Here is a 24,717-nt window from a genome sequence, read left to right as displayed (position 1 = left end):
GCCCTCATGACGCCCGCGAGCGGGGTTGGATTGCCTCCGCCTGCGCTCCGGCGTGCCCGCGGGCCGCGAGCCGGTGGATCTCGCCGCCCCGCCGACCGATCGTCGGGTCGCCCGTGAGACGGTGTCAAGGTGCGCCCGGAGGTCGCGACCAGGACACCGGTCGGTGACGTGCGTGTGATGCGGATGTGAGCTCGCGGCGTGGCTCTCGCCTGATGGGCGGTCATCCGGACGGGTCGGAAGCGGGCGGCGAGCGGACGACCAGCCCCTGGAACAGGAGCTTCGTACCGTTCGTCCCACGAAAAGGACCACTTACCGGCGCGTAGAGTCTTGACGGGATGCGCGCGTCAAGTCACTCTTAGGTCTCGATGGTTGTCTCGGCGACCTGTCTCGACAGCGGCTGCATTTGCAGCTAGACTGCCTCTTTGCGCTGCCCTCGTCCAGCTCGCGCGCGCTCAGAGGAGTCCCTCCCGCAGGGTTTCCCCTCCGCGGCTCGCGTGCCGCCGGCGATGGCTGCGTCACGACAACAGACGGCGTGCGCCGGATCCCTGATCCGTCGGCTCGCTCGGCCCGGACCTCCCGCCCGGGGCGGACGAGCAGACGGTATCGCGCGGAAGCCGGTGCCCGCCAGACGAGAGCGCAGTTCTCGGAAGGACGCATCTTGGCTTCGTCCCGCGCCACCAGCCCCCTCGCCACCCCCGCGCCCGCTGCCGTCTCGGCGAACCCGAGCTTCCCCGGAGCTCCCACCCGGGTCACCTTCGCGAAGATCCGCGAGCCTCTCGAGGTGCCCAACCTCCTCGACCTGCAGATCCATTCCTTCGAGTGGCTGGTCGGGAACGAGGCCTGGTTCCAGCGGCGGATCGACGCCGGCGACGAGAACCCGGTCGGGGGTCTCGAGGAGATCCTCACCGAGATCTCCCCGATCGAGGACTTCTCGGGCTCGATGTCGCTGTCCTTCTCCGACCCCCGCTTCGACGAGGTCAAGGCCTCCGAGGAGGAGTGCCGGGACAAGGACATGACCTACGGCGCCCCGCTGTTCGTCACCGCGGAGTTCACCAACAACACCACCGGCGAGATCAAGAGCCAGACGGTGTTCATGGGTGACTTCCCGGTGATGACGAGCAAGGGCACGTTCATCATCAACGGCACCGAGCGTGTCGTCGTCTCCCAGCTCGTCCGCTCGCCGGGCATCTACTTCGACCACGCGATCGACAAGACGACCGAGAAGGACGTCTACTCGGTCAAGATCATCCCGAGTCGCGGGGCGTGGCTGGAGTTCGACGTCGACAAGCGCGACACCGTGGGCGTGCGCATCGACCGCAAGCGCCGCCAGCCGGTCACCGTGCTGCTCAAGGCGCTGGGCTGGACCAACGAGCAGATCCAGGCGCGTTTCGGGTTCTCCGAGACGATCATGGCCACGCTCGAGAAGGACCACACCGCGGGCCAGGACGAGGCGCTGCTCGACATCTACCGCAAGCTGCGCCCGGGCGAGCCGCCCACCCGCGAGAGCGCCCAGACGCTGCTCGAGAACCTGTTCTTCAAGGACAAGCGCTACGACCTGGCCAAGGTCGGCCGGTACAAGGCCAACAAGAAGCTGGGCCTGAGGATCGACAACTCGGTGGGCACGCTCACCGAGGAGGACATCGCCACCACCATCGAGTACCTCGTCCGGCTGCACGCAGGCGAGACGATGATGAACTCCGGCGCCGACGCCGAGGGCAACGGCGGGGTCGAGATCCCGGTCGAGACCGACGACATCGACCACTTCGGCAACCGGCGCATCCGCACGGTCGGCGAGCTCATCCAGAACCAGGTCCGCGTCGGCCTGTCCCGGATGGAGCGCGTCGTCCGCGAGCGGATGACCACGCAGGACGTCGAGGCGATCACGCCGCAGACCCTGATCAACATCCGCCCGGTCGTGGCGGCGATCAAGGAGTTCTTCGGCACCTCGCAGCTGTCGCAGTTCATGGACCAGCACAACCCGCTGGCCGGGCTCACCCACAAGCGGCGCCTGAACGCGCTCGGCCCGGGTGGTCTGTCCCGCGAGCGGGCCGGCTTCGAGGTCCGCGACGTGCACCCCAGCCACTACGGCCGGATGTGCCCGATCGAGACCCCTGAAGGCCCGAACATCGGCCTGATCGGCTCGCTGTCCACGTTCGCGCAGGTCAACCCGTTCGGCTTCATCCAGACGCCGTACCGCAAGGTCGTCGAGGGCCGGGTCACCGACCAGATCGACTACCTCACCGCCGACGAGGAGGACCGCTTCGTCGTCGCGCAGGCCAACGCGCCGCTGAACGAGGACGGCACCTTCACCGAGGACCGGGTCCTCGTCCGCCGCAAGGGCGGCGAGGTCGACCTCATCCTGCCCACCGGCGTCGACTACATCGACGTCTCGCCGCGGCAGATGGTGTCGGTGGCCACCGCGCTCATCCCGTTCCTCGAGCACGACGACGCCAACCGCGCGCTGATGGGCGCCAACATGCAGCGCCAGTCGGTGCCGCTGCTGCGCAGCGAGTCGCCGCTGGTCGGCACGGGCATGGAGCTGCGCGCCGCGGTCGACGCCGGCGACGTGCTGGTGGCCGACAAGGCCGGTGTGGTCGAGGAGCTGTGCGCCGACTTCATCACGGTGATGGCCGACGACGGCACCCGCACCACGTACCGGCTCAACAAGTTCCGCCGCTCGAACCAGGGCACGTCGAACAACCAGAAGCCGATCGTCGACGAGGGTCAGCGCGTCGAGGCCGGCCAGGTCATCGCGGACGGGCCCTGCACCGAGAACGGCGAGATGGCCCTGGGCAAGAACCTGCTCGTGGCGATCATGCCGTGGGAGGGCCACAACTACGAGGACGCGATCATCCTCTCGCAGCGCCTGGTGCAGGACGACGTGCTCACGTCGATCCACATCGAGGAGCACGAGATCGACGCCCGCGACACCAAGCTGGGCGCCGAGGAGATCACCCGGGACATCCCGAACGTCTCCGAGGAGGTCCTCGCCGACCTCGACGAGCGCGGCATCATCCGCATCGGTGCCGAGGTGCAGCCGGGCGACATCCTGGTCGGCAAGGTCACGCCCAAGGGCGAGACCGAGCTCACCCCCGAGGAGCGCCTGCTCCGCGCGATCTTCGGCGAGAAGGCGCGCGAGGTGCGCGACACCTCGCTGAAGGTGCCGCACGGCGAGAACGGCAAGGTCATCGGCATCCGCGTCTTCTCGCGCGACGACGAGGACGAGCTGGCGCCCGGCGTCAACGAGCTGGTCCGCGTCTACGTGGCGCAGAAGCGCAAGATCCAGGACGGCGACAAGCTCGCCGGCCGCCACGGCAACAAGGGCGTCATCGGCAAGATCCTCCCCGCCGAGGACATGCCGTTCCTCCCGGACGGCACCCCGGTCGACATCATCCTGAACACCCACGGTGTTCCGCGACGGATGAACATCGGCCAGGTGCTGGAGACCCACCTCGGGTGGATCGCCAAGTCCGGCTGGGAGATCGAGGGCACGCCGGAGTGGGCGTCGAAGATGCCCGAGGAGCTCTACTCCGTGCCGCCGAACACGAACACCGCCACCCCGGTGTTCGACGGCGCCAAGGAGCACGAGATCACCGGGCTGCTCTCGTCCACGCTGCCCAACCGCGACGGCGAGCGGATGGTCGGGCCCGACGGCAAGGCCCAGCTGCTCGACGGCCGTTCCGGCGAGCCGTACCCGTTCCCGGTGGCCGTCGGCTACATGTACATCCTGAAGCTGGCGCACCTCGTGGACGACAAGATCCACGCGCGTTCCACCGGCCCGTACTCGATGATCACGCAGCAGCCCCTGGGCGGTAAGGCCCAGTTCGGCGGCCAGCGGTTCGGCGAGATGGAGTGCTGGGCGATGCAGGCGTACGGCGCCGCCTACACCCTGCAGGAGCTGCTCACCATCAAGTCCGACGACGTGGTGGGCCGCGTGAAGGTCTACGAGGCCATCGTCAAGGGCGAGAACATCCCCGAGCCCGGCATCCCGGAGTCGTTCAAGGTGCTCCTGAAGGAGCTCCAGTCGCTGTGCCTGAACGTCGAGGTGCTCTCCAGCGACGGCGCGGCGATCGAGATGCGCGACACCGACGACGAGGACCTCGAGCGGGCCGCGGCGAACCTGGGCATCAACCTGTCCAGCCGCCCCGGATCCGACTCGATGACCGTCGACGACGTCGTCAACTGATCCCGCCCAGAGCCGAGATACGAACGAAGGACACGAATTTGCTCGACGTCAACTTCTTCGACGAGCTGCGCATCGGCCTGGCCACCGCCGAGGACATCCGCCAGTGGTCGCACGGCGAGGTCAAGAAGCCGGAGACCATCAACTACCGCACCCTGAAGCCGGAGAAGGACGGGCTCTTCTGCGAGAAGATCTTCGGTCCCACCCGTGACTGGGAGTGCTACTGCGGCAAGTACAAGCGCGTCCGGTTCAAGGGCATCATCTGCGAGCGCTGCGGCGTGGAGGTCACGCGCGCCAAGGTGCGTCGTGAGCGGATGGGCCACATCGAGCTGGCCGCTCCCGTCACGCACATCTGGTACTTCAAGGGCGTCCCGAGCCGGTTGGGCTACCTGCTCGACCTGGCTCCCAAGGACCTCGAGAAGATCATCTACTTCGCGGCCTACGTGATCACCTCGGTGAACACCGAGCTGCGCCACAACGACATGTCCACGCTCGAGAACGAGATGAGCGTGGAGCGCAAGCGGGTGGAGCAGCGCCGCGACGCCGATCTCGAGGCCCGGGCCCAGAAGCTCGAGTCCGACATCGCCGAGCTGGAGGCGGAGGGCGCCAAGAGCGACGTCCGCCGCAAGGTCAAGGAGGGTGGCGAGCGCGAGATGCGCCAGCTCCGCGACCGCGCCCAGCGCGAGCTGGACCGGCTCGACGAGATCTGGACCACCTTCACCAAGCTCGACGTGCAGCAGCTGATCGCCGACGAGGGCCTCTACCGCGAGCTCTACGACCGCTACGGCGACTACTTCACCGGGGCGATGGGCGCCGAGGCGATCCAGACCCTGCTGCAGAACTTCGACATCGCGGCCGAGGCCGAGAACCTGCGGGAGACCATCCGCAGCGGCAAGGGGCAGAAGAAGCTCCGCGCCCTCAAGCGCCTCAAGGTCGTCGCGGCGTTCCAGGCCACCGGCAACTCGCCGATGGGCATGGTGCTCGACTGCGTGCCGGTCATCCCGCCGGACCTGCGCCCCATGGTGCAGCTCGACGGTGGCCGCTTCGCCACGTCCGACCTGAACGACCTGTACCGCCGGGTCATCAACCGCAACAACCGCCTCAAGAGGCTGATCGACCTCGGCGCGCCCGAGATCATCGTCAACAACGAGAAGCGGATGCTGCAGGAGGCCGTCGACGCGCTGTTCGACAACGGCCGCCGCGGCCGGCCGGTCACGGGTCCGGGCAACCGCCCGCTCAAGTCGCTGTCCGACCTGCTCAAGGGCAAGCAGGGCCGGTTCCGCCAGAACCTGCTCGGCAAGCGCGTCGACTACTCGGGCCGCTCGGTCATCGTGGTCGGCCCGCAGCTCAAGCTGCACCAGTGCGGCCTGCCCAAGGGCATGGCGCTGGAGCTGTTCAAGCCGTTCGTGATGAAGCGGCTGGTCGACCTCAACCACGCGCAGAACATCAAGTCCGCGAAGCGCATGGTGGAGCGCGGCCGCTCGCAGGTGTGGGACGTGCTCGAGGAGGTCATCTCCGAGCACCCGGTGCTGCTCAACCGCGCGCCCACGCTGCACCGCCTCGGCATCCAGGCCTTCGAGCCGCAGCTGGTGGAGGGCAAGGCCATCCAGCTGCACCCGCTGGTCTGCGAGGCGTTCAACGCCGACTTCGACGGTGACCAGATGGCGGTGCACCTGCCGCTGTCGGCCGAGGCGCAGTCCGAGGCCCGGGTGCTGATGCTCTCGAGCAACAACATCCTGTCGCCGGCATCGGGCCGTCCGCTGGCCATGCCCCGCCTGGACATGGTCACCGGTCTGTACCACCTGAGCCGGCTGCGCGAGGGCGCCCCGGGCTCGGGCCACGTGTACTCCTCGCAGTCCGAGGCGATCATGGCCTACGACCGCAAGGTGCTGCACCTGCAGGCGCCGATCAAGATCCGGCTCACTGAAGGGGCCCCGCCCGTCGACGTGGCCGCTCAGCTGGCCGCCGACGGCTGGCAGCCCGGTTCGCCGTGGCTGGCGGAGACCACCCTGGGCCGGGTTCTGTTCAACGACCTGCTGCCCGTCGACTACCCGTTCGTCAACGAGCCGCTCCCGAAGAAGCGCCAGGCCGCGATCATCAACGACCTGGCCGAGCGGTACTCGATGACCGAGGTGGCGCAGGTCCTCGACCGGCTCAAGGAGGCGGGCTTCTACTGGGCCACGCGCTCCGGCGTCACGATGGCGATCTCCGACGTGGTCGTGCCTCCGAACAAGCAGGAGATCCTCGACGGCTACGAGGCCAAGGCCGACCAGATCAACAAGCGCTACCAGCGGGGCGCCCTGTCCCACCAGGAGCGCAACGACGAGATGGTCAAGATCTGGACCCAGGCGTCCGAAGAGGTCGCCAAGGCCATGGAGGACAACTTCCCCGAGGACAACCCGATCCCGACGATCGTGAAGTCGGGCGCGGCGGGCAACATGACCCAGGTCCGGCAGCTGGCCGGTATGCGTGGTCTGGTGGCCAACCCGAAGGGCGAGTACATCCCCCGTCCGATCAAGGCCAACTTCCGCGAGGGCCTGTCGGTGGTCGAGTACTTCATCTCGACCCACGGCACCCGCAAGGGTCTGGCGGACACCGCGCTGCGCACGGCCGACTCGGGCTACCTGACCCGGCGCCTGGTCGACGTGTCGCAGGACGTCATCGTCCGCGAGGTCGACTGTGGCACCGAGCGCAGCATCACGATGCCGGTCACCGAGGAGGGCACCGGCGGCAGCCGGATCGCCCACCGCTACCTGCGCACCTCGGTGTACGCGCGGACGTCCGGCGAGGATGTCACCGGCCCTGACGGCGAGCTCATCGTCCGGCGTGGCGACGACCTCGGCGACCCGGCGCTCGACGCGCTCGTCGCCGCGGGCGTCAAGCAGATCAAGGTGCGCAGCGCGCTCACCTGCGCGTCGGCCACCGGCATCTGCGGCATGTGCTACGGCCGCTCGATGGCCACCGGCAAGCTGGTGGACGTCGGCGAGGCCGTCGGCATCGTCGCGGCGCAGTCGATCGGTGAGCCCGGCACGCAGCTGACGATGCGCACGTTCCACCAGGGCGGCGTCGCCGGTGACGACATCACCACCGGTCTGCCCCGCGTCACGGAGCTGTTCGAGGCTCGCGTGCCGAAGGGCAAGGCGCCCATCGCCGACGTCGACGGTCGCATCGCGATCGAGGACGGCGACCGCTTCTGGAAGATCACCCTCACGCCGGACGACGGCGGCGAGGAGATCCTCTACGAGAAGCTGTCGAAGCGGCAGTGGCTCGCGATGACCGTCGCCGACGGCCAGGAGCGGCCCCTGCAGGACGGCGACCACGTGCACGTCGGGCAGCTGCTCCTGGAGGGCACGGCCGACCCGCACGAGGTGCTGCGCGTCATGGGCCCGCGCGAGGTGCAGCTGCACCTGGTGCGTGAGGTGCAGAAGGTGTACCGCACGCAGAGCGTGGACATCCACGACAAGCACATCGAGGTGATCGTCCGGCAGATGCTGCGCCGGGTCACGATCATCGACTCCGGTGCCACCGAGTTCCTGCCCGGTGCGCTCGCGGAGCGGGCCGAGTTCGAGGCCGCCAACCGCCAGGTGGTGGCCGAGGGCGGCGAGCCGGCCTCCGGCCGTCCGGTGCTCATGGGGATCACGAAGGCCTCGCTGGCCACGGAGTCGTGGCTGTCCGCGGCCTCGTTCCAGGAGACCACCCGGATCCTCACCGATGCCGCGATCAACGGGAAGCGCGACAAGCTCGTCGGGCTCAAGGAGAACGTGATCATCGGCAAGCTGATCCCGGCCGGCACCGGCATCAACCGGTACCGCAACATCCAGGTCCAGCCCACGGAGGAGGCCCGCGCGGCCGCCTACGCGCTGCCGAGCTACGACGACGGCTACTACAGCCCCGACGTGTTCGGCACCGGCACCGGTGCCGCGGTGCCGCTGGACGACTACGACTTCGGGCGCGACTACCGCTAGGTAGCCGCGACCTGCGGCCCGGGCGACGGCCCGGCCGCAGGTGGCCCGATGCCCTGAACGGGGCCGGTCACCTCTCTCCCGTGGAGGTGGCCGGCCCCATTCTGCGTGTCCGGGGCGCCGAGCCGGTCCGCGTCCTGATCGTCGGGTGTGGTGCCTGGGCCGCGGCGGTGCGGTTCTGCGACCACACCTGGCGATCAACGGATCGGCGCGGGCGGGAGATCGCTGCTTGCGGTTCTGGAGCCGCAGGCGCGCGGGTCTCCGACCGCAGACGCTGATCATCCCTCGGGCGGCGGCCTCGGAATGTCGCCGTGACCGCCTTCGTGGGGGAGCCCGTCGGTTGGGGCGGGTTGCGTGGGGGCGCCGTTCCCGGCTCGGGGCGAGTTGCCCCACCCCTCGCCCTGGTCTTCCGCGCGATCACTCCGATGCCGCGCCGACCCACCGTGCGGTAGTGGCGCCCACCCGGCCACCTCGCCGACGGAAGAGGGCGAGGGAAGGTGGGTGATCGCGCCGCGGACGAGAGGCGGGCGGGGGGCCGTGGTCGCGAGCCGGGTACGGCGCGCCCACAGGAGTTCTCACGACGAGCGAGACGTGAGCGGGGTTCGATCTCGCCCGAACCCCGCTGGTGTCTCATTGATCATGCACGGGCGTCGCGACCGCCGTCCGGGTCGCGGGGAGCGGCACCTCGTAGTCCGAGACGTCCAGCGTCCGCGTGCGCTTCGCGTACTCGCGCATCGTGCCGGGCCAGTTGTTGACCACCCGCCCACTCGCCGTGCGGTACCAGCTGCGGCAGCCGGTCCACACCGAGTGGGCCAGTCGCTGCTGCAGCTCGGCGTCGGAGCGTTCGGCCACCTCCGGGCGTACCGCGAGGGGACCGGCGCCGGCGCGCAGCAGCTCGAGGGCCTGCCGGACGTAGCCGATCTGGCACTCCAGCATGTGCACGATCGAGCCCGAGCCGAGGTTGGTGTTCGGGCCGTAGAGCAGGAAGAGGTTCGGGAAGCCGGGCACGGTGATGCCGAGGTGGGCGCTCGCGCCGTCGCGCCACTCCTCGGAGAGCTCCCGCCCGCCGGGGCCGAACACCCTCATCGGGGCGAGGAACTCCGTCGAGGCGAAGCCCGTGCCGAGCACGATCACGTCGGCCGGGTGCTCCCCGCCGTCCGCGGTCCGCACGCCCGTCGCCGTGACCTGCGTGATCGGCGCGGTGACGACGTCGACGTGCGGTCGGGTGAGCGCCGGGAACCAGTCCGAGGAGATGAGGATGCGCTTGCAGCCGACCGGGTGGTCGGGCGCGAGGCGGGCGCGCAGGGCCGGGTCGGCCACCTGGGCGCGTCGCAGCCGGTCGGACGCGAGGCGGAACGGGAGCGCCGCGGCGCGCACCGAGGTGAGGCCGAGAGCGCCCGTCTCGAAGAACGCGCGCCAGCACGCGCGGGCCGCCGCCCGTCCGGCCCGCGACCTGCGGCGTCCGCGGTACCCCCGGTCCGGCTTCGGGATCACGTGCGGCGCGGAGCGCTGGAACACCGTCAGGCCCGCCACCCGGTCCACGATGGCCGGGACGAACTGGATCGCGCTCGCGCCCGTGCCGATGACGGCGACCCGCCGGCCGGTCAGGTCGACCCGGTGGTCCCACTCGGCGGAGTGGAAGACCGGTCCGGGGAACCGGTCGAGCCCGGGGATCGCGGGGCGGACAGGGCGGGAGAGCTGACCGCACGCGGGGACGAGCACGTCGGCCTCCAGCGCGTCGCCGTCGGCGAGCGAGAGCCGCCAGACGCCGGCCGCGTCGTCCCAGCGGGCCTCGGTGACCTCGGTGCCGAGCCTCAGGTGCCCGGTGAGCCCGTGTTCGCGGACGAGCCGCTGCAGGTAGCGCAGGATGTCGGCCTGCGGTGCGAACCGGCGGCTCCACTCGCTGCCGGGCGCGCAGGCGAACGAGTAGAGGTGCGAGGGGACGTCGCAGGCGGCGCCGGGGTAGGTGTTGGCGCGCCAGACCCCGCCGACGCCCTCGGCGCGGTCGAGGATCGTCAGCTCCGCCGCGCCGGTCCACCCGGCGGCGCGCAGCGCCATGCCCATCCCGATCCCGCCGAACCCGGCCCCCACGACGGCGACGCGCGGCAGGCGGTCCCCGCAGTCGCGGCGGATCGCCGCTCCCAGGTCCGCGACGGCCTCGTCGGCCTCGCGCAGCATCCCGGCGAACACGGGGAAGGCGTGCCACATGCGCTCCACCCGCCGGTACGTGACCGGCCCGCCTGCGGCCCGGATCCGTTCGACGAGCGCGTCGGAGTCGCCGACGAGGATCTCCTCGGCCCCGGCGACGACGTGCACCGGCGGCAGCCCGCCCGCGTCGGCCTGCAGGGGACGCAGCTCCTCGTCGTCGGCCGCGCGCCGGTAGGAGGCCGCGGCGTCGGCGAGCCAGCCGGGATCCAGCATCGCGTCGGTCGCCGCGTTGGCCCGCAACAGCGGGGAGGAGAGGTCGAGGTCGAGCCACGGGGAGATCAGCCCGACCGAGCCGGGCGGCTCCTCGCCCGCGGCGCGCAGGCGGAGCAGGAGCGCCATGACCAGACCACCACCGGCGGAATCACCGGCCACCGCGATGCGTTGTGCAGGGTGGCCTGCTCGCCGCAGGGCGCGGTACGCCGCTGCCACGTCGTCCACGGGGGCGGGGTACGGGTGCTCCGGGGCCCGCCGGTAGTCCGGCAGGTGCACGGGGGCTCCCGCGGCCCGGCTCAGGTGCGCGGCGAGCGCGCGGTGCGAGGCCGGCGAGCCGACCTGGTACCCGCCACCGTGCACGTAGAGCACCTGGTGCGGCCCGTGGGCGCCGCGCACGACCACCCGCTCGGTGGGCACCCCGCCGAGGTCGGCCCGGCTGCGGCGGGTGCCGCGCGGGTCGGGACCGATGTAGCCGGTGGCGTCCAGCAGCGGACGCCGCGCGCCGAGCGGGAGACGAGGAGAGAGCAGTGGCCGCACGACGACTCGGGTGAGCCCGCGGACGACGGCACGGGGCAACCGCATTACCGGACGGTAACGTGTACGAGGCGCGCGAGGAACACTCGTGGGGGTGGCGCCCACGGCTGCGACGAGCGGATGGTGGGACGCGGCGAACGGGCGCGTCCTCTTGCGAGCGCGGCGGGCTTCGGGCACTCTGCCGGTACCGACAGCCGCTGACCAGGACCCGTTTTGACCCCCCTTCGGCGGGGCGGGTACCCTGTTGTCTTGCGCTCGGCCACGGTCGGGCCGATCTGTGTGCCCAGTGGTCGCTGATCACGCACTCCGGTGCGGGAACGGTCCGCGGGGCGCGCGGGCCCAGGCTCCCGTGAGGTCCGGAGATCTCATCGCTCGGTGCCCGGGAGCAATACGCCCGACCTCGGGACACGCCCGACCTCGGGGGTGGGCCAGGGGCGTCCCCACCAGCACCGGAAGCACGACGAGCACCAGTACGACGCACCAGATACGAAGCACATCGACGGGAAGAAGCAGACGGTTCATGCCCACGATCCAGCAGCTGGTCCGCAAGGGCCGTCAGGACAAGGTCGGCAAGACCAAGACCGCAGCGCTCAAGGGGAGCCCGCAGCGGCGCGGCGTGTGCACCCGCGTGTACACGACCACCCCCAAGAAGCCGAACTCGGCGCTGCGGAAGGTCGCGCGCGTCCGCCTGTCGAGCGACATCGAGGTCACGGCCTACATCCCGGGTGAGGGCCACAACCTCCAGGAGCACTCGATCGTGCTGGTGCGCGGCGGCCGCGTGAAGGACCTGCCCGGCGTTCGCTACAAGATCATCCGCGGTTCGCTGGACACCCAGGGCGTCCGCAACCGCAAGCAGTCCCGCAGCCGCTACGGCGCGAAGAAGGAGAAGAGCTGATGCCCCGCAAGGGAGCGGCGCCGAAGCGCCCACTGGTCTCCGACCCGGTCTACAGCTCGCCGCTGGTCACCCAGCTGGTGAACAAGGTCCTCAAGGACGGCAAGCGCTCGCTGGCCGAGCGCATCGTGTACGCCGCCCTCGAGGGCACCCGGGAGAAGACCGGCACCGACCCGGTCGTCACGCTCAAGCGCGCCATGGACAACGTGAAGCCGGCTCTGGAGGTCAAGAGCCGCCGCGTCGGTGGCGCCACCTACCAGGTCCCCGTCGAGGTGCGTGCCGTCCGGCAGACCACCCTCGCCCTGCGCTGGCTCGTGTCCTACGCCGGCCAGCGCCGCGAGAAGACGATGGTCGACCGGCTGATGAACGAGCTGCTCGACGCGAGCAACGGTCTGGGCGCCAGCGTCAAGCGCCGCGAGGACATGCACAAGATGGCGGAGTCCAACAAGGCCTTCGCCCACTACCGCTGGTGACGGGCCGAGGTGTCCGCGCCAACCTGCTGAGGGAAGAGAGCTGAGACCGTGGCACGGGACGTGCTGACGGACCTGGGCAAGGTCCGCAACATCGGCATCATGGCGCACATCGACGCCGGCAAGACCACCACCACCGAGCGGATCCTGTTCTACACCGGGATCAACTACAAGATCGGTGAGGTCCACGACGGCGCGGCCACGATGGACTGGATGGAGGAGGAGCAGAAGCGCGGCATCACGATCACCTCTGCCGCCACCACCTGCTTCTGGAAAGACCACCAGATCAACCTGATCGACACCCCCGGGCACGTCGACTTCACCGTCGAGGTGGAGCGCAACCTGCGGGTGCTCGACGGTGCCGTGGCCGTCTTCGACGGCAAGGAGGGCGTGGAGCCCCAGTCCGAGCAGGTCTGGCGGCAGGCCACCAAGTACGACGTCCCCCGCATCTGCTTCGTCAACAAGATGGACAAGCTGGGCGCGGACTTCTACTTCACCGTCGGCACCATCCAGGACCGCCTCGGCGCCAAGCCGTTGCCGATCCAGCTGCCCATCGGCGCGGAGAGCGAGTTCGCCGGCGTCGTCGACCTGATCGAGATGCGCGCGCTCACCTGGCGCGGCGAGGTCAAGATCGGTGAGGACTACACGGTCGAGGAGATCCCGGCCGACCTGCGCGAGCGGGCCGAGGAGTACCGCACGGCGCTCGTCGAGGCCGTCGCCGAGACCGACGACGACCTGATGGAGCTCTACCTCGGCGGCGAGGAGCTCTCGGTCGAGCAGATCAAGCACGGCATCCGGCGGATCGTGAACAACCGCAGCGCCTACCCGGTGCTGTGCGGCTCGGCGTTCAAGAACAAGGGCGTGCAGCCCCTGCTCGACGCCGTCATCGACTACCTGCCGTCGCCGATCGACCTGCCGCCCGTCGAGGGCGTCCTGCAGGACGGCGAGACGCCGGCCAGCCGCAAGCCGGAGAAGGACGAGCCGTTCTCGGCCCTGGCCTTCAAGATCTCGACGCACCCGTTCTTCGGCAAGCTGACCTACATCCGGGTCTACTCGGGTCGGGTCGCCGCGGGTTCCCAGGTCATCAACTCGACCAAGGACCGCAAGGAGCGCATCGGGAAGATCTTCCAGATGCACGCCAACAAGGAGAACCCGGTCGACGAGGCCATGGTCGGCCACATCTACGCGGTCATCGGGCTGAAGGACACCACCACCGGCGACACCCTGTCCGACGGGCAGGCGCCGATCGTGCTGGAGTCGATGACCTTCCCGGAGCCGGTCATCCAGGTCGCGGTCGAGCCCAAGACCAAGGCCGACCAGGAGAAGCTCTCCACGGCGATCCAGAAGCTGGCCGAGGAGGACCCGACGTTCCAGGTCAGCCTGGACGACGACACCGGCCAGACCATCCTCGCCGGCATGGGTGAGCTGCACCTCGAGGTGCTGGTCAACCGCATGAAGAGCGACTTCAAGGTCGAGGCCAACATCGGCAAGCCGCAGGTGGCCTACCGCGAGACGATCCGCAGGACGGTCGACAAGTACGAGTACACGCACAAGAAGCAGACCGGTGGTTCGGGCCAGTTCGCCCGGGTCATCATCAAGCTGGAGCCGCTCGACACCTCGTCGAGCGACGGCGCGCTGTACGAGTTCGAGAACAAGGTCACGGGTGGTCGCGTGCCGCGGGAGTACATCCCGTCGGTCGACGCCGGCGCCCAGGACGCCATGCAGTACGGCGTCGTGGCGGGGTACCCGCTGGTCGGCATCAAGCTGACGCTGCTCGACGGGCAGTACCACGAGGTCGACTCCTCCGAGATGGCGTTCAAGGTCGCCGGCTCGATGGCGCTCAAGGAGGCCGCACGCCAGGCCTCTCCCGCGCTGCTCGAGCCGATGATGGCGGTCGAGGTCACCACGCCCGAGGACTACATGGGCGACGTGATCGGCGACCTCAACTCCCGCCGTGGCCAGATCCAGGCCATGGAGGAGCGGGCGGGCGCCCGTGTCGTCAAGGCACTGGTTCCGCTCTCGGAGATGTTCGGCTACGTCGGCGACCTGCGGTCGCGGACGCAGGGCCGGGCGAACTACACGATGGTCTTCGACTCCTACGCGGAAGTCCCGACCAACGTGGCCAAGGAAATCATCGCCAAGGCCACGGGCGAGTAAGAGGCCCGAGCCGCGGACCGGTAGCGTCCGCGGCCCGTACCACCCACCGACCTGCCGTCAGCACGGCGGACAAGAACACCAGTCCAGGAGGATCCCCCAGTGGCGAAGGCGAAGTTCGAGCGGACCAAGCCGCACGTCAACATCGGCACGATCGGTCACATCGACCACGGCAAGACCACGCTGACGGCGGCCATCACCAAGGTTCTGCACGACAAGTACCCGACCCTCAACGAGGCGTCGGCGTTCGACATGATCGACAAGGCGCCCGAGGAGCGCCAGCGCGGTATCACGATCTCGATCGCGCACGTCGAGTACCAGACCGAGAAGCGGCACTACGCGCACGTCGACTGCCCCGGTCACGCCGACTACATCAAGAACATGATCACCGGCGCCGCCCAGATGGACGGCGCGATCCTGGTGGTCGCCGCGACCGACGGCCCCATGCCGCAGACGCGTGAGCACGTGCTGCTCGCCCGCCAGGTCGGTGTGCCCTACATCGTCGTGGCGCTGAACAAGGCCGACATGGTCGACGACGAGGAGATCCTCGAGCTCGTCGAGCTGGAGGTCCGTGAGCTCCTGTCCTCGCAGGAGTACCCGGGCGACGACCTGCCCATCGTCCGCGTCTCGGCGCTCAAGGCGCTCGAGGGCGACAAGGAGTGGGGCGACAAGCTGCTCGAGCTCATGGACGCCGTCGACGAGGCGATCCCGGAGCCGGAGCGCGACACCGAGAAGCCGTTCCTCATGCCCGTCGAGGACGTCTTCACGATCACCGGCCGCGGCACGGTGGTCACGGGTCGCGTCGAGCGCGGCATCGTCAAGGTCAACGAGACCGTCGAGATCGTGGGCATCCGCGAGAAGTCGACCTCGACCACCGTCACCGGTGTCGAGATGTTCCGCAAGATCCTCGACGAGGGTCGTGCGGGCGAGAACGTCGGCCTCCTGCTCCGCGGTATCAAGCGCGAGGACGTCGAGCGCGGCCAGGTCGTCGTGAAGCCGGGCTCGATCACCCCGCACACCGAGTTCGAGGGCCAGGTCTACATCCTGTCCAAGGACGAGGGCGGCCGGCACACGCCGTTCTTCAACAACTACCGCCCGCAGTTCTACTTCCGCACCACGGACGTGACGGGCGTCGTGACCCTGCCGAGCGGCACCGAGATGGTCATGCCCGGCGACAACACCACCATGAGCGTTCAGCTGATCCAGCCGATCGCCATGGAGGAGGGCCTGCAGTTCGCCATCCGCGAGGGTGGTCGGACGGTCGGTGCCGGCCAGGTCACGAAGATCACCAAGTAGGAACCCCCGGTTGAGGGTGCCGCACCCCGGTGTGGCATCCTTGACGGGTTGCGCGTAGGGCTGCGGCGCGCCCGGACCTCTGTCCCCGGGACCGAGGGTTCGAGTGCGCCGCGCCCGCGCGGAGCCCTTGAAGCACAGCCCCTGAGCACAGCTACCCCCCTGGGGGACGCAAGTGGCCCGGGGACCGGTATGGGGTCAGGACGCGACACACCCGACCTCGTGGACCGGAGCCACCACGGGTGAGACCGGAACCGGGCTCCTCGTGCGTGCACCACCCCGGACTCGCGTACATGAGCGGCAGGAAGAAGAGGACGACCGACGACCATGGCGGGACAAAAGATCCGCATCAGGCTGAAGGCCTATGACCACGAGGCCATCGACGCCTCCGCGCGCAAGATCGTCGAGACGGTCACGCGCACGGGTGCTCGGGTCGTCGGGCCGGTGCCACTGCCGACGGAGAAGAACATCTACTGCGTCATCCGCTCGCCGCACAAGTACAAGGACTCGCGCGAGCACTTCGAGATGCGCACGCACAAGCGGCTGATCGACATCCTCGACCCGACGCCCAAGACGGTCGACGCGCTCATGCGCATCGACCTGCCGGCCAGCGTCGACGTCAACATCCAGTAGGGCTTGGACCGATGACCGAACGAAAGATCACCGGGATCCTGGGCACCAAGCTCGGGATGACCCAGGTCTTCGACGAGAACAACCGGGTGGTCCCGGTCACCGTGGTCCAGGTGGGCCCGAACGTGGTGACCCAGGTCCGCACGCCGGAGACCGACGGCTACACGGCCGTGCAGCTCGCCTACGGCGCGATCGACCCGCGCAAGGTGAACAAGCCGCGCACCGGCCACTTCGCGAAGGCCGGCGCCACGCCGCGCCGCCACCTGGTCGAGCTGCGCACCTCCGACGCCGGCGAGTACACGGTCGGCCAGGAGATCACCGCCGAGGTGTTCGACTCGGGCGCGCTCGTCGACGTCGTGGGCACGAGCAAGGGCAAGGGCACTGCGGGTGTCATGAAGCGCCACGGCTTCAAGGGCCTCGGCGCCAGCCACGGCACCCAGCGCAAGCACCGCTCGCCGGGTTCGATCGGCGGCTGTGCCACCCCGGGTCGTGTCTTCAAGGGTCTGCGGATGGCCGGTCGCATGGGCAACGTGCGCACCACCACGCAGAGCCTGAAGGTGCACCGCGTCGACACCGACAACGGCCTGCTGCTGATCAAGGGCGCCGTCCCCGGTCCCCGCGGTGGGCTCCTGCTGGTCAAGACGGCCGCGAAGGGTGGTGCGCAGTGAGCAAGGTCGACGTCCTGTCCCCCGAGGGCAAGAAGGGCGGCTCCGTCGAGCTGCCCGCGCACGTCTTCGACGTCACGGCGAACGTGCCGCTGATGCACCAGGTCGTCGTGGCCCAGCAGGCCGCGGCGCGCCAGGGCACGCACGACACGAAGACCCGCGGCGAGGTCCGCGGCGGTGGCAAGAAGCCGTACCGCCAGAAGGGCACCGGCCGCGCCCGCCAGGGCTCGACGCGCGCCCCGCAGTTCGCGGGTGGCGGTGTCGTCCACGGCCCCACGCCGCGCGACTACTCGCAGAAGACCCCGAAGAAGATGAAGGCCGCCGCGCTGCGCGGTGCCCTGTCGGACCGCGCCCGTGCCGGGCTGGTCCACGTCGTCTCCGGGCTCGTCACCGGCGACGCGCCGTCCACGAAGGCCGCCCGCAAGGCGATCGAGGCCATCACCGGCGACGTCGCGCTGCGCGTGCTCGTCGTGGTCGGCCGCGACGACGAGACGAGCTGGCTGTCGCTGCGGAACCTGCCGACGGTGCACCTGATCACGCCGGACCAGCTGAACACCTACGACGTGCTGGTCAACGACGCCGTGGTCTTCACGCGCGAGGCGCTGGACGCGTTCCTCGCCGGCCCGATCGCCACGCCGAAGGCGGCGGTCGCCAAGGCCATCGCCCGCGAGAGCGAGACGGTGGCCGAGGGTGACTCGGGCGAGGCGCCCTACGGGGCGCAGAGCCACGCGCCGCTCGCGGACGGGTCGCAGCCCGAGGGCTACCCGGTGAAGGGCAACGCCGACTCGATGCTCTACCACGTGCCGGGCAGCTCGTTCTACGCCCGCACCGAGGCCGAGGTGTGGTTCGCCTCCGCCGAGGCGGCCGAGGCGGCGGGTTTCCAGGCACCGCCGTCGCAGCGCAAGGCTGAGGAGGAGGGCAAGTGATCCCCGACCCGCGCGACGTCCTGCTCGCGCCGGTGGTGTCGGAGAAGAGCTACGGGCTGCTCGAGGAGCGCCAGTACACCTTCGTCGTGGCACCGCACGCGAACAAGACCGAGATCAAGATCGCCGTGGAGAAGGTGTTCGGGGTCAAGGTGCTCAGCGTCAACACGCTGAACCGCCCGGGCAAGCGCAAGCGCACGCGCACCGGCTACGGCAAGCGCAAGGACACCAAGCGCGCCATCGTCACGCTCTCCGAGGAGAGCCGGACGATCGACGTGTTCGGCGGCCGGGCGAGCTGAGGGGCTGACGACACATATGGGCATCCGTAAGTACAAGCCGACGACCCCGGGTCGCCGCGGTTCGAGCGTCTCGGACTTCGCCGAGATCACGCGCTCGACGCCCGAGAAGTCGCTGATCCGTCCCCTGCACAGCAAGGGCGGCCGGAACGTGCACGGGCGGGTCACCACCCGGCACCAGGGCGGCGGGCACAAGCGCGCCTACCGGCTGATCGACTTCCGGCGCAACGACAAGGACGGCGTTCCGGCCACCGTCGCGCACATCGAGTACGACCCGAACCGCACCAGCCGCATCGCGCTGCTGCACTACGCCGACGGCGAGAAGCGCTACATCCTCGCGCCTGCCCGGCTGAAGCAGGGCGACAAGGTGGAGGCCGGTCCGCGGGCCGACATCAAGGTCGGCAACAACCTGCCGCTGCGCAACATCCCCACCGGCACCGTGATCCACGCGATCGAGCTCCGCCCCGGCGGCGGCGCGAAGATCGCGCGCTCGGCCGGCTCGGGTGTGCAGCTGGTGGCGAAGGACGGCCCCTACGCGCAGCTGCGCATGCCGTCGGGCGAGATCCGCAACGTCGACGTGCGCTGCCGCGCCACCGTCGGCGAGGTGGGCAACGCCGAGCACTCCAACATCAACTGGGGCAAGGCGGGCCGCATGCGGTGGAAGGGCAAGCGCCCGACCGTCCGCGGTGTCGCGATGAACCCGGTCGACCACCCGCACGGTGGTGGTGAGGGCAAGACCTCCGGTGGTCGCCACCCGGTCAACCCCGCGGGCAAGCCCGAGGGCCGCACCCGCCGCACCAAGCCGTCCGACAAGTTGATCGTCCGCCGGCGTCGCACCGGCAAGAAGCGCTGAGCAGGGAGGTAAAAGATGCCGCGCAGCCTGAAGAAGGGCCCGTTCGTGGACGACCACCTGCTCAAGAAGGTGGACGCCCTCAACGAGTCGGGCAAGAAGACCGTCATCAGGACCTGGTCCCGCCGGTCCACCATCATCCCCGACATGATCGGCCACACGATCGCGGTGCACGACGGCCGCAAGCACGTGCCGGTCTTCGTGTCGGACTCGATGGTGGGGCACAAGCTCGGGGAGTTCGCGCCCACGCGGACCTTCCGGGGCCACATCAAGGACGACCGCAAGGCGCGCAGGCGCTGAGCTGGCAACCGAGTAGCGACTAGGAAGGGTGGAAAGACATGGCTGAAGCAACCAGCCAGAGCCCTGCCGCGCTCGAGCCCGCTCGAGCGCGCGCGGTGGCGCGGTACGTGCACATGTCGCCGACGAAGGTCCGGCGCGTCGTCGCGCTGATCAAGGACCGGTCGGTGCAGGAGGCGCTGGACATCCTGCGGTTCTCGCCGCAGGCCGCGGCGGAGCCGCTGTTCAAGGTCGTGGCCAGCGCCGCGGCCAACGCCGAGAACAACCTCGACCTGGACCGCGACACCCTCGTGGTGGCCGCGGCCTACGCCGACGAGGGCCCGACGCTCAAGCGCATCCGGCCGCGCGCCCAGGGCCGCGCCTACCGGATCCGCAAGCGGACGAGCCACATCACCGTCGAGGTCGAGTCCCAGCCGGCTGCGAAGACCGGCCGGGGCGCCCGCGGTGCGAAGGGGAGGGCCCGCTAATGGGTCAGAAGATCAACCCGCACGGGTTCCGGCTCGGGATCACCACCGACTGGAAGTCGCGCTGGTACGCCGACAAGCAGTACTCGGAGTACGTCAAGGAGGACGTCGAGATCCGCCGCATGCTCTCCAAGGGTATGGAGCGGGCCGGCATCTCCAAGGTCGAGATCGAGCGCACGCGCGACCGCGTGCGGGTGGACATCCACACCGCCCGTCCGGGCATCGTCATCGGCCGCCGCGGCGCCGAGGCCGACCGCATCCGCGGCCAGCTCGAGAAGCTGACCAAGAAGCAGGTCCAGCTCAACATCCTCGAGGTCAAGAACTCCGAGTCGGACGCGCAGCTCGTCGCGCAGGGCGTGGCGGAGCAGCTGTCCAACCGCGTGGCCTTCCGCCGCGCGATGCGCAAGGCGATGCAGTCAGCCATGCGCTCGCCGCAGGTCAAGGGCATCCGGGTGCAGTGCTCGGGCCGCCTCGGTGGCGCCGAGATGTCGCGCTCGGAGTTCTACCGCGACGGCCGGGTGCCGCTGCACACGCTGCGCGCCGACATCGACTACGGCCTGTTCGAGGCCCGCACCACGTTCGGCCGCATCGGCGTGAAGGTGTGGATCTACAAGGGTGACGTCGTCGGTGGCCGCCGCGAGGGTGCCACCGCCGCGGCCTCCGCGCCGGAGCGCCCGCGCCGGGAGCGCCCGCAGCGGCGCCGCTCGGGTGCGTCGGGCACCACGGGCTCGGGTGGCACCGAGGCCGGTCGCGCGGCTGCCGAGCAGTCGGCCGGCGGGGGCACCGCCACCGCCACGGCCGAGCCCGAGCAGGGTGGGGGGAGCTGAGCCATGCTGATCCCCCGCAAGGTCAAGCACCGCAAGCAGCACCGCCCGCACCGCACCGGTATGGCCACCGGCGGTACCCGCGTGTCGTTCGGTGACTTCGGGATCCAGGCCATGGAGCCGGCCTACGTCACCAACCGGCAGATCGAGTCCGCTCGTATCGCCATCAACCGGCACATCCGCCGTGGCGGCAAGGTCTGGATCAACGTGTTCCCGGACCGCCCGCTGACGAAGAAGCCGGCCGAGACCCGCATGGGTTCCGGCAAGGGCTCGCCCGAGAAGTGGGTGGCCAACGTCAAGCCCGGCCGGGTGCTGTTCGAGATGAGCTACCCGAACGAGCAGACGGCTCGCGAGGCCCTGCGTCGCGCGATCCACAAGCTGCCCATGAAGTGCCGGATCGTGACCCGTGAGGGTGGTGACATCTGATGGCCGCGACGACCACCGCTGCGGAGCTGCGCGAGCTCAGCGACGAGGAGCTGGTGCTGCGCGTGCGGGAGGCCAAGGAGGAGCTGTTCAACCTCCGCTTCCAGATGGCCACCGGGCAGCTGGACAACAACCGGCGGCTGCGTACCGTCCGGCACGACATCGCGCGGATCTACACGATCATGCGTGAGCGCGAGCTGGGCCTCTCGGCCGCCCCGACCGAGGACGAGGGCGCGGCATGAGCGAGACGCAGAGCACGCGCGGGGAGCGGAAGGTCCGCGAGGGCCTCGTCGTGTCCGACAAGATGGACAAGACGATCGTGGTCACGCTCGAGGACCGCGTGAAGCACCCGCTGTACGGCAAGGTCATCCGCCGGACGAGCAAGGTCAAGGCGCACGACGAGGCCAACACGGCCGGCGTCGGCGACCGCGTCCGGCTGATGGAGACCCGCCCGCTGTCGGCCACCAAGAGGTGGCGGCTGGTGGAGATCCTGGAGAAGGCGAAGTGATCCAGCAGGAGTCGCGACTGCGGGTCGCCGACAACACCGGTGCCAAGGAGATCCTGTGCATCCGGGTGCTGGGCGGCTCGGGGCGCCGGTACGCAGGCATCGGCGACATCATCGTCGCCACCGTGAAGGACGCCATCCCGGCTGCCGGGGTGAAGCGCGGTGACGTGGTCAAGGCCGTCATCGTGCGCACCGTCAAGGAGCGGCGTCGCCCGGACGGCAGCTACATCCGCTTCGACGAGAACGCGGCTGTGCTGATCCGGGACAACAACGAGCCGCGAGGGACCCGCATCTTCGGCCCGGTCGGGCGCGAGCTGCGTGACAAGCGGTTCATGCGGATCATCTCCCTCGCCCCGGAGGTGCTCTGACATGAAGATCAAGAAGGGCGACACCGTCCAGGTGATCGCCGGCAAGGACAAGGGCGCCAAGGGCAAGGTCATCCAGGCCTACCCGGACAAGGACCGCGTCCTGGTCGAGGGCGTGAACCGGATCAAGAAGCACACCCGGATCACCCAGAACCAGCGCGGCGCGCAGTCCGGCGGGATCGTCACCACCGAGGCCGCCATCCACGTCTCGAACGTGATGCTGGTCGACGGCGACGGCAAGCCCACGCGCGTCGGCAAGAAGGTCACGGACGAGGGCAAGCGCGTCCGGATCTCCCGGCGTTCCGGGAAGGAGATCTGAGATGACCACCGCAGAGCGGGTCGCGCCGCGCCTCAAGCAGCGCTACCGCGACGAGATCGCGGGCGAGCTGCGCGAGCAGTTCTCCTACGCCAACGTCATGCAGATCCCCGGCGTCGTGAAGGTCGTCGTCAACATGGGTGTCGGTGACGCCGCCCGCGACGGCAAGCTGATCGACGGCGCGGTGCGCGACCTGGCCACCATCACCGGCCAGAAGCCGCAGGTCCGCCGGGCCACCAAGTCCATCGCGCAGTTCAAGCTGCGTGAGGGCATGCCGATCGGCGCCAAGGTCACCCTGCGCGGCGACCGGATGTGGGAGTTCCTCGACCGTCTGCTGACGATCGCGCTGCCCCGCATCCGCGACTTCCGCGGGCTCTCGGCCACGCAGTTCGACGGCCGGGGCAACTACACGTTCGGCCTGACCGAGCAGTCGATGTTCCACGAGATCGACCCGGACACGATCGACCGTCCGCGCGGCATGGACATCACGGTCGTCACCACGGCCACGACCGACGAGGAAGGCCGGGCGCTCCTGCGCAAGCTCGGCTTCCCTTTCAAGGAGGCGTGAGATGGCCCAGACGCTAGCTCGGCTTCCCCTACTGCCTGTCTGGGAGGCGTGAGATGGCCAAGAAGGCTCTCATCATCAAGGCCGAGCGCAAGCCGAAGTTCAAGGTCCGGGGCTACACCCGCTGCCAGAAGTGCGGCCGGCCTCGTGCCGTCCTGCGCAAGTTCGGCCTCTGCCGGGTCTGCGTGCGCGAAATGGCGCACGCGGGCCAGCTGCCCGGCGTCAGCAAGAGCAGCTGGTAAACCCACCCCCTGAAGATCACCGCAGGCCCTGCGAGGGGAACCACGGTGGGAAAGCAGTGACGTCACATGACGATGACCGATCCGATCGCAGACATGCTCACGCGTCTGCGCAATGCCAACTCGGCCTACCACGACCGGGTGGTCATGCCGCATTCCAAGCTCAAGGTGGCGATCGCGGAGATCCTCCAGAAGGAGGGCTACATCGCCGCGCACCACGTCGAGGACGCTGCGGTCGGCCAGTCCCTGGTCGTCGAGCTGAAGTACGGGCGCAACCGGGAGCGCAGCATCGCCGGTCTGCGGCGCGTGTCGAAGCCCGGGCTGCGGGTCTACGCGAAGCACACCAACCTGCCCCGGGTCCTCGGAGGCCTCGGCGTCGCGATCATCTCGACGTCGAGCGGTCTGCAGACCGACCAGCAGGCCAAGAAGAACGGCGTGGGCGGGGAAGTCCTCGCCTACGTCTGGTGAGGGGGTAGGAGACATGTCCCGTATCGGGAAGCTTCCCGTCACCGTGCCGTCCGGGGTGGACGTTGCCATCGACGGTCGCACGGTGACCGTCAAGGGTCCGAAGGGCACCCTGTCGCACACCGTGATCGAGCCGATCACGGTGGAGCGCGGGGACGACGGCAGCATCGTCGTGAACCGTCCGGACGACGAGCGCAAGAGCAAGGCCTACCACGGCCTGTCGCGCACGCTCGTCAACAACCTGGTCGTCGGTGTGACCTCCGGCTACGAGAAGCGGCTGGAGATCCACGGCGTCGGCTACCGCGTCGCGCTGAAGGGCTCGAACCTCGAGTTCGCGCTGGGGTTCAGCCACCCCGTCGTCGTCGAGCCGCCGGAGGGCATCACCTTCGCGGTCGAGTCGCCCACCCGGTTCTCGGTGAGCGGCATCGACAAGCAGCTGGTCGGCGAGACCGCGGCCAACATCAGCAAGATCCGCAAGCCGGAGCCGTACAAGGGCAAGGGCGTGCGGTACGCGGGCGAGAACGTCCGTCGCAAGGTCGGAAAGACGGGTAAGTGACCATGGCCGAGACGATTTCCGCCAACGCCCGGAAGCGCACTGCTTCCCAGGTGTCGGCCAAGCGCCGTGCCGCACGCTCCCGTCGGCACACCCGCCTGCGCAAGAAGGTCATCGGCAGTGCCGAGCGGCCGCGCCTCGCGGTCCACCGCAGCGCCCGCAACATCGTGGTGCAGCTGGTCGACGACGTCACGGGTCGCACGCTGGCCGCTGCCTCGTCGCTCGAGGCCGACGTCCGCGCCGTGGACGGCGACAAGAAGGCCCGCGCGGCCAAGGTCGGCGAGCTCGTGGCCGCCCGCGGTCGCGAGGCCGGCGTCACCGCCGTGGTCTTCGACCGGGGCGGGTACGACTACCACGGTCGCGTCGCCGCGCTGGCCGACGCCGCCCGCGAGGGTGGTCTGGAGTTCTGATGGTTATCGAGATGGAAG

25 protein-coding genes are annotated in these 24,717 nt (G+C 69.6%); 24 read left to right on the top strand and 1 reads right to left on the bottom strand.

Annotation, left to right across the window (positions count from 1 at the left end):
* Window positions 1-658 precede the first annotated feature (658 nt).
* Window positions 659-4,186 (top strand): DNA-directed RNA polymerase subunit beta, encoded by a 3,528-nt coding sequence (gene rpoB, locus FB558_RS10985; RefSeq protein WP_142051270.1) that lies wholly within the window; start codon window positions 659-661, stop codon window positions 4,184-4,186.
* A 38-nt stretch (window positions 4,187-4,224) separates the two neighbouring features.
* The gene (locus FB558_RS10980; RefSeq protein ID WP_142051267.1) at window positions 4,225-8,148 is read left to right on the top strand and encodes a DNA-directed RNA polymerase subunit beta'; all 3,924 of its coding nucleotides are present in this window, start codon (window positions 4,225-4,227) and stop codon (window positions 8,146-8,148) included.
* Between the two features lie 627 nt (window positions 8,149-8,775).
* On the opposite strand, the gene FB558_RS45480 is transcribed toward FB558_RS10980, so the two are convergent.
* The gene (locus tag FB558_RS45480; protein WP_142051264.1) at window positions 8,776-11,148 is read right to left on the bottom strand and encodes an alpha/beta hydrolase fold domain-containing protein; all 2,373 of its coding nucleotides are present in this window, start codon (window positions 11,146-11,148) and stop codon (window positions 8,776-8,778) included.
* 472 nt (window positions 11,149-11,620) lie between these two features.
* Between FB558_RS45480 and rpsL the strand changes: the two genes are divergently transcribed.
* The 22 genes from rpsL (at window position 11,621) to rplR (ending at window position 24,699) form a co-directional block, all read left to right on the top strand.
* Entirely contained in the window at window positions 11,621-11,995 is a 375-nt protein-coding gene (gene rpsL, locus FB558_RS10970; RefSeq protein ID WP_142051261.1) for a 30S ribosomal protein S12, read from the top strand.
* Entirely contained in the window at window positions 11,995-12,465 is a 471-nt protein-coding gene (gene rpsG, locus FB558_RS10965) for a 30S ribosomal protein S7 (protein ID WP_142051257.1), read from the top strand. Before rpsL ends, rpsG begins: the two co-directional genes overlap by 1 nt.
* Window positions 12,466-12,513: 48 nt before the next feature.
* A complete protein-coding gene (fusA, locus tag FB558_RS10960) occupies window positions 12,514-14,619 on the top strand; it encodes an elongation factor G (RefSeq protein WP_142051254.1) in 2,106 nt (701 codons plus the stop codon).
* Window positions 14,620-14,718: 99 nt separating this feature from the next.
* Window positions 14,719-15,912: an elongation factor Tu gene (gene tuf, locus FB558_RS10955; protein WP_142051251.1), complete on the top strand. Its 1,194-nt coding sequence runs from the start codon at window positions 14,719-14,721 to the stop codon at window positions 15,910-15,912.
* A 324-nt stretch (window positions 15,913-16,236) separates the two neighbouring features.
* A complete protein-coding gene (gene rpsJ / locus FB558_RS10950) occupies window positions 16,237-16,542 on the top strand; it encodes a 30S ribosomal protein S10 (protein ID WP_040804197.1) in 306 nt (101 codons plus the stop codon).
* Window positions 16,543-16,553: 11 nt separating this feature from the next.
* On the top strand, window positions 16,554-17,207 hold the full coding sequence (gene rplC, locus FB558_RS10945; RefSeq protein WP_142051247.1) for a 50S ribosomal protein L3: 654 nt from the start codon (window positions 16,554-16,556) through the stop codon (window positions 17,205-17,207).
* Entirely contained in the window at window positions 17,204-18,130 is a 927-nt protein-coding gene (rplD, locus tag FB558_RS10940) for a 50S ribosomal protein L4, sunset domain variant (RefSeq protein WP_142051244.1), read from the top strand. Before rplC ends, rplD begins: the two co-directional genes overlap by 4 nt.
* Window positions 18,127-18,426, top strand: a complete 300-nt coding sequence (gene rplW / locus FB558_RS10935) for a 50S ribosomal protein L23 (protein ID WP_142051241.1) — start codon at window positions 18,127-18,129, stop codon at window positions 18,424-18,426. The genes rplD and rplW overlap by 4 nt, the downstream gene beginning before the upstream one ends.
* Window positions 18,427-18,442: 16 nt before the next feature.
* Complete coding sequence (gene rplB, locus FB558_RS10930; protein WP_142051238.1) at window positions 18,443-19,276, top strand: 50S ribosomal protein L2; 834 nt, start codon at window positions 18,443-18,445, stop codon at window positions 19,274-19,276.
* Between the two features lie 15 nt (window positions 19,277-19,291).
* Window positions 19,292-19,573 (top strand): 30S ribosomal protein S19, encoded by a 282-nt coding sequence (gene rpsS, locus FB558_RS10925; protein WP_020622935.1) that lies wholly within the window; start codon window positions 19,292-19,294, stop codon window positions 19,571-19,573.
* Window positions 19,574-19,611: 38 nt separating this feature from the next.
* The gene (gene rplV, locus FB558_RS10920) at window positions 19,612-20,037 is read left to right on the top strand and encodes a 50S ribosomal protein L22 (protein WP_142051235.1); all 426 of its coding nucleotides are present in this window, start codon (window positions 19,612-19,614) and stop codon (window positions 20,035-20,037) included.
* Window positions 20,037-20,861 carry a 30S ribosomal protein S3 gene (gene rpsC / locus FB558_RS10915; protein WP_142051232.1) on the top strand — a complete coding sequence of 275 codons (825 nt, stop codon included), beginning with the start codon at window positions 20,037-20,039 and terminating at the stop codon, window positions 20,859-20,861. The genes rplV and rpsC overlap by 1 nt, the downstream gene beginning before the upstream one ends.
* Window positions 20,862-20,864: 3 nt before the next feature.
* Window positions 20,865-21,284, top strand: coding sequence for a 50S ribosomal protein L16 (gene rplP, locus FB558_RS10910; protein WP_142051230.1), 420 nt, complete (start codon window positions 20,865-20,867; stop codon window positions 21,282-21,284).
* Window positions 21,284-21,523, top strand: a complete 240-nt coding sequence (gene rpmC, locus FB558_RS10905; RefSeq protein ID WP_142051227.1) for a 50S ribosomal protein L29 — start codon at window positions 21,284-21,286, stop codon at window positions 21,521-21,523. The genes rplP and rpmC overlap by 1 nt, the downstream gene beginning before the upstream one ends.
* Window positions 21,520-21,789, top strand: coding sequence for a 30S ribosomal protein S17 (rpsQ, locus tag FB558_RS10900; RefSeq protein WP_142051224.1), 270 nt, complete (start codon window positions 21,520-21,522; stop codon window positions 21,787-21,789). Before rpmC ends, rpsQ begins: the two co-directional genes overlap by 4 nt.
* A complete protein-coding gene (gene rplN / locus FB558_RS10895; RefSeq protein ID WP_094926698.1) occupies window positions 21,786-22,154 on the top strand; it encodes a 50S ribosomal protein L14 in 369 nt (122 codons plus the stop codon). Before rpsQ ends, rplN begins: the two co-directional genes overlap by 4 nt.
* 1 nt (window position 22,155) lies before the next feature.
* A complete protein-coding gene (gene rplX / locus FB558_RS10890) occupies window positions 22,156-22,470 on the top strand; it encodes a 50S ribosomal protein L24 (protein ID WP_142051221.1) in 315 nt (104 codons plus the stop codon).
* 1 nt (window position 22,471) lies between these two features.
* Window positions 22,472-23,035: a 50S ribosomal protein L5 gene (gene rplE / locus FB558_RS10885; protein WP_142051218.1), complete on the top strand. Its 564-nt coding sequence runs from the start codon at window positions 22,472-22,474 to the stop codon at window positions 23,033-23,035.
* A gap of 53 nt (window positions 23,036-23,088) precedes the next feature.
* Window positions 23,089-23,274, top strand: a complete 186-nt coding sequence (locus FB558_RS10880) for a type Z 30S ribosomal protein S14 (protein ID WP_142051216.1) — start codon at window positions 23,089-23,091, stop codon at window positions 23,272-23,274.
* A gap of 66 nt (window positions 23,275-23,340) precedes the next feature.
* Complete coding sequence (gene rpsH, locus FB558_RS10875) at window positions 23,341-23,739, top strand: 30S ribosomal protein S8 (protein WP_142051213.1); 399 nt, start codon at window positions 23,341-23,343, stop codon at window positions 23,737-23,739.
* Between the two features lie 13 nt (window positions 23,740-23,752).
* Complete coding sequence (gene rplF / locus FB558_RS10870; protein ID WP_142051210.1) at window positions 23,753-24,292, top strand: 50S ribosomal protein L6; 540 nt, start codon at window positions 23,753-23,755, stop codon at window positions 24,290-24,292.
* Window positions 24,293-24,294: 2 nt separating this feature from the next.
* Window positions 24,295-24,699, top strand: a complete 405-nt coding sequence (gene rplR / locus FB558_RS10865; protein WP_142051207.1) for a 50S ribosomal protein L18 — start codon at window positions 24,295-24,297, stop codon at window positions 24,697-24,699.
* Window positions 24,700-24,717: the final 18 nt, after the last annotated feature.

The sequence above is a fragment of the Pseudonocardia kunmingensis genome (assembly GCF_006716445.1).
Classification (GTDB): Bacteria; Actinomycetota; Actinomycetes; order Mycobacteriales; family Pseudonocardiaceae; genus Pseudonocardia; species Pseudonocardia kunmingensis.
The sequence above is the reverse complement of the archived record's forward strand: the minus strand, read 5'-3'. Positions and strand labels throughout refer to the sequence as shown.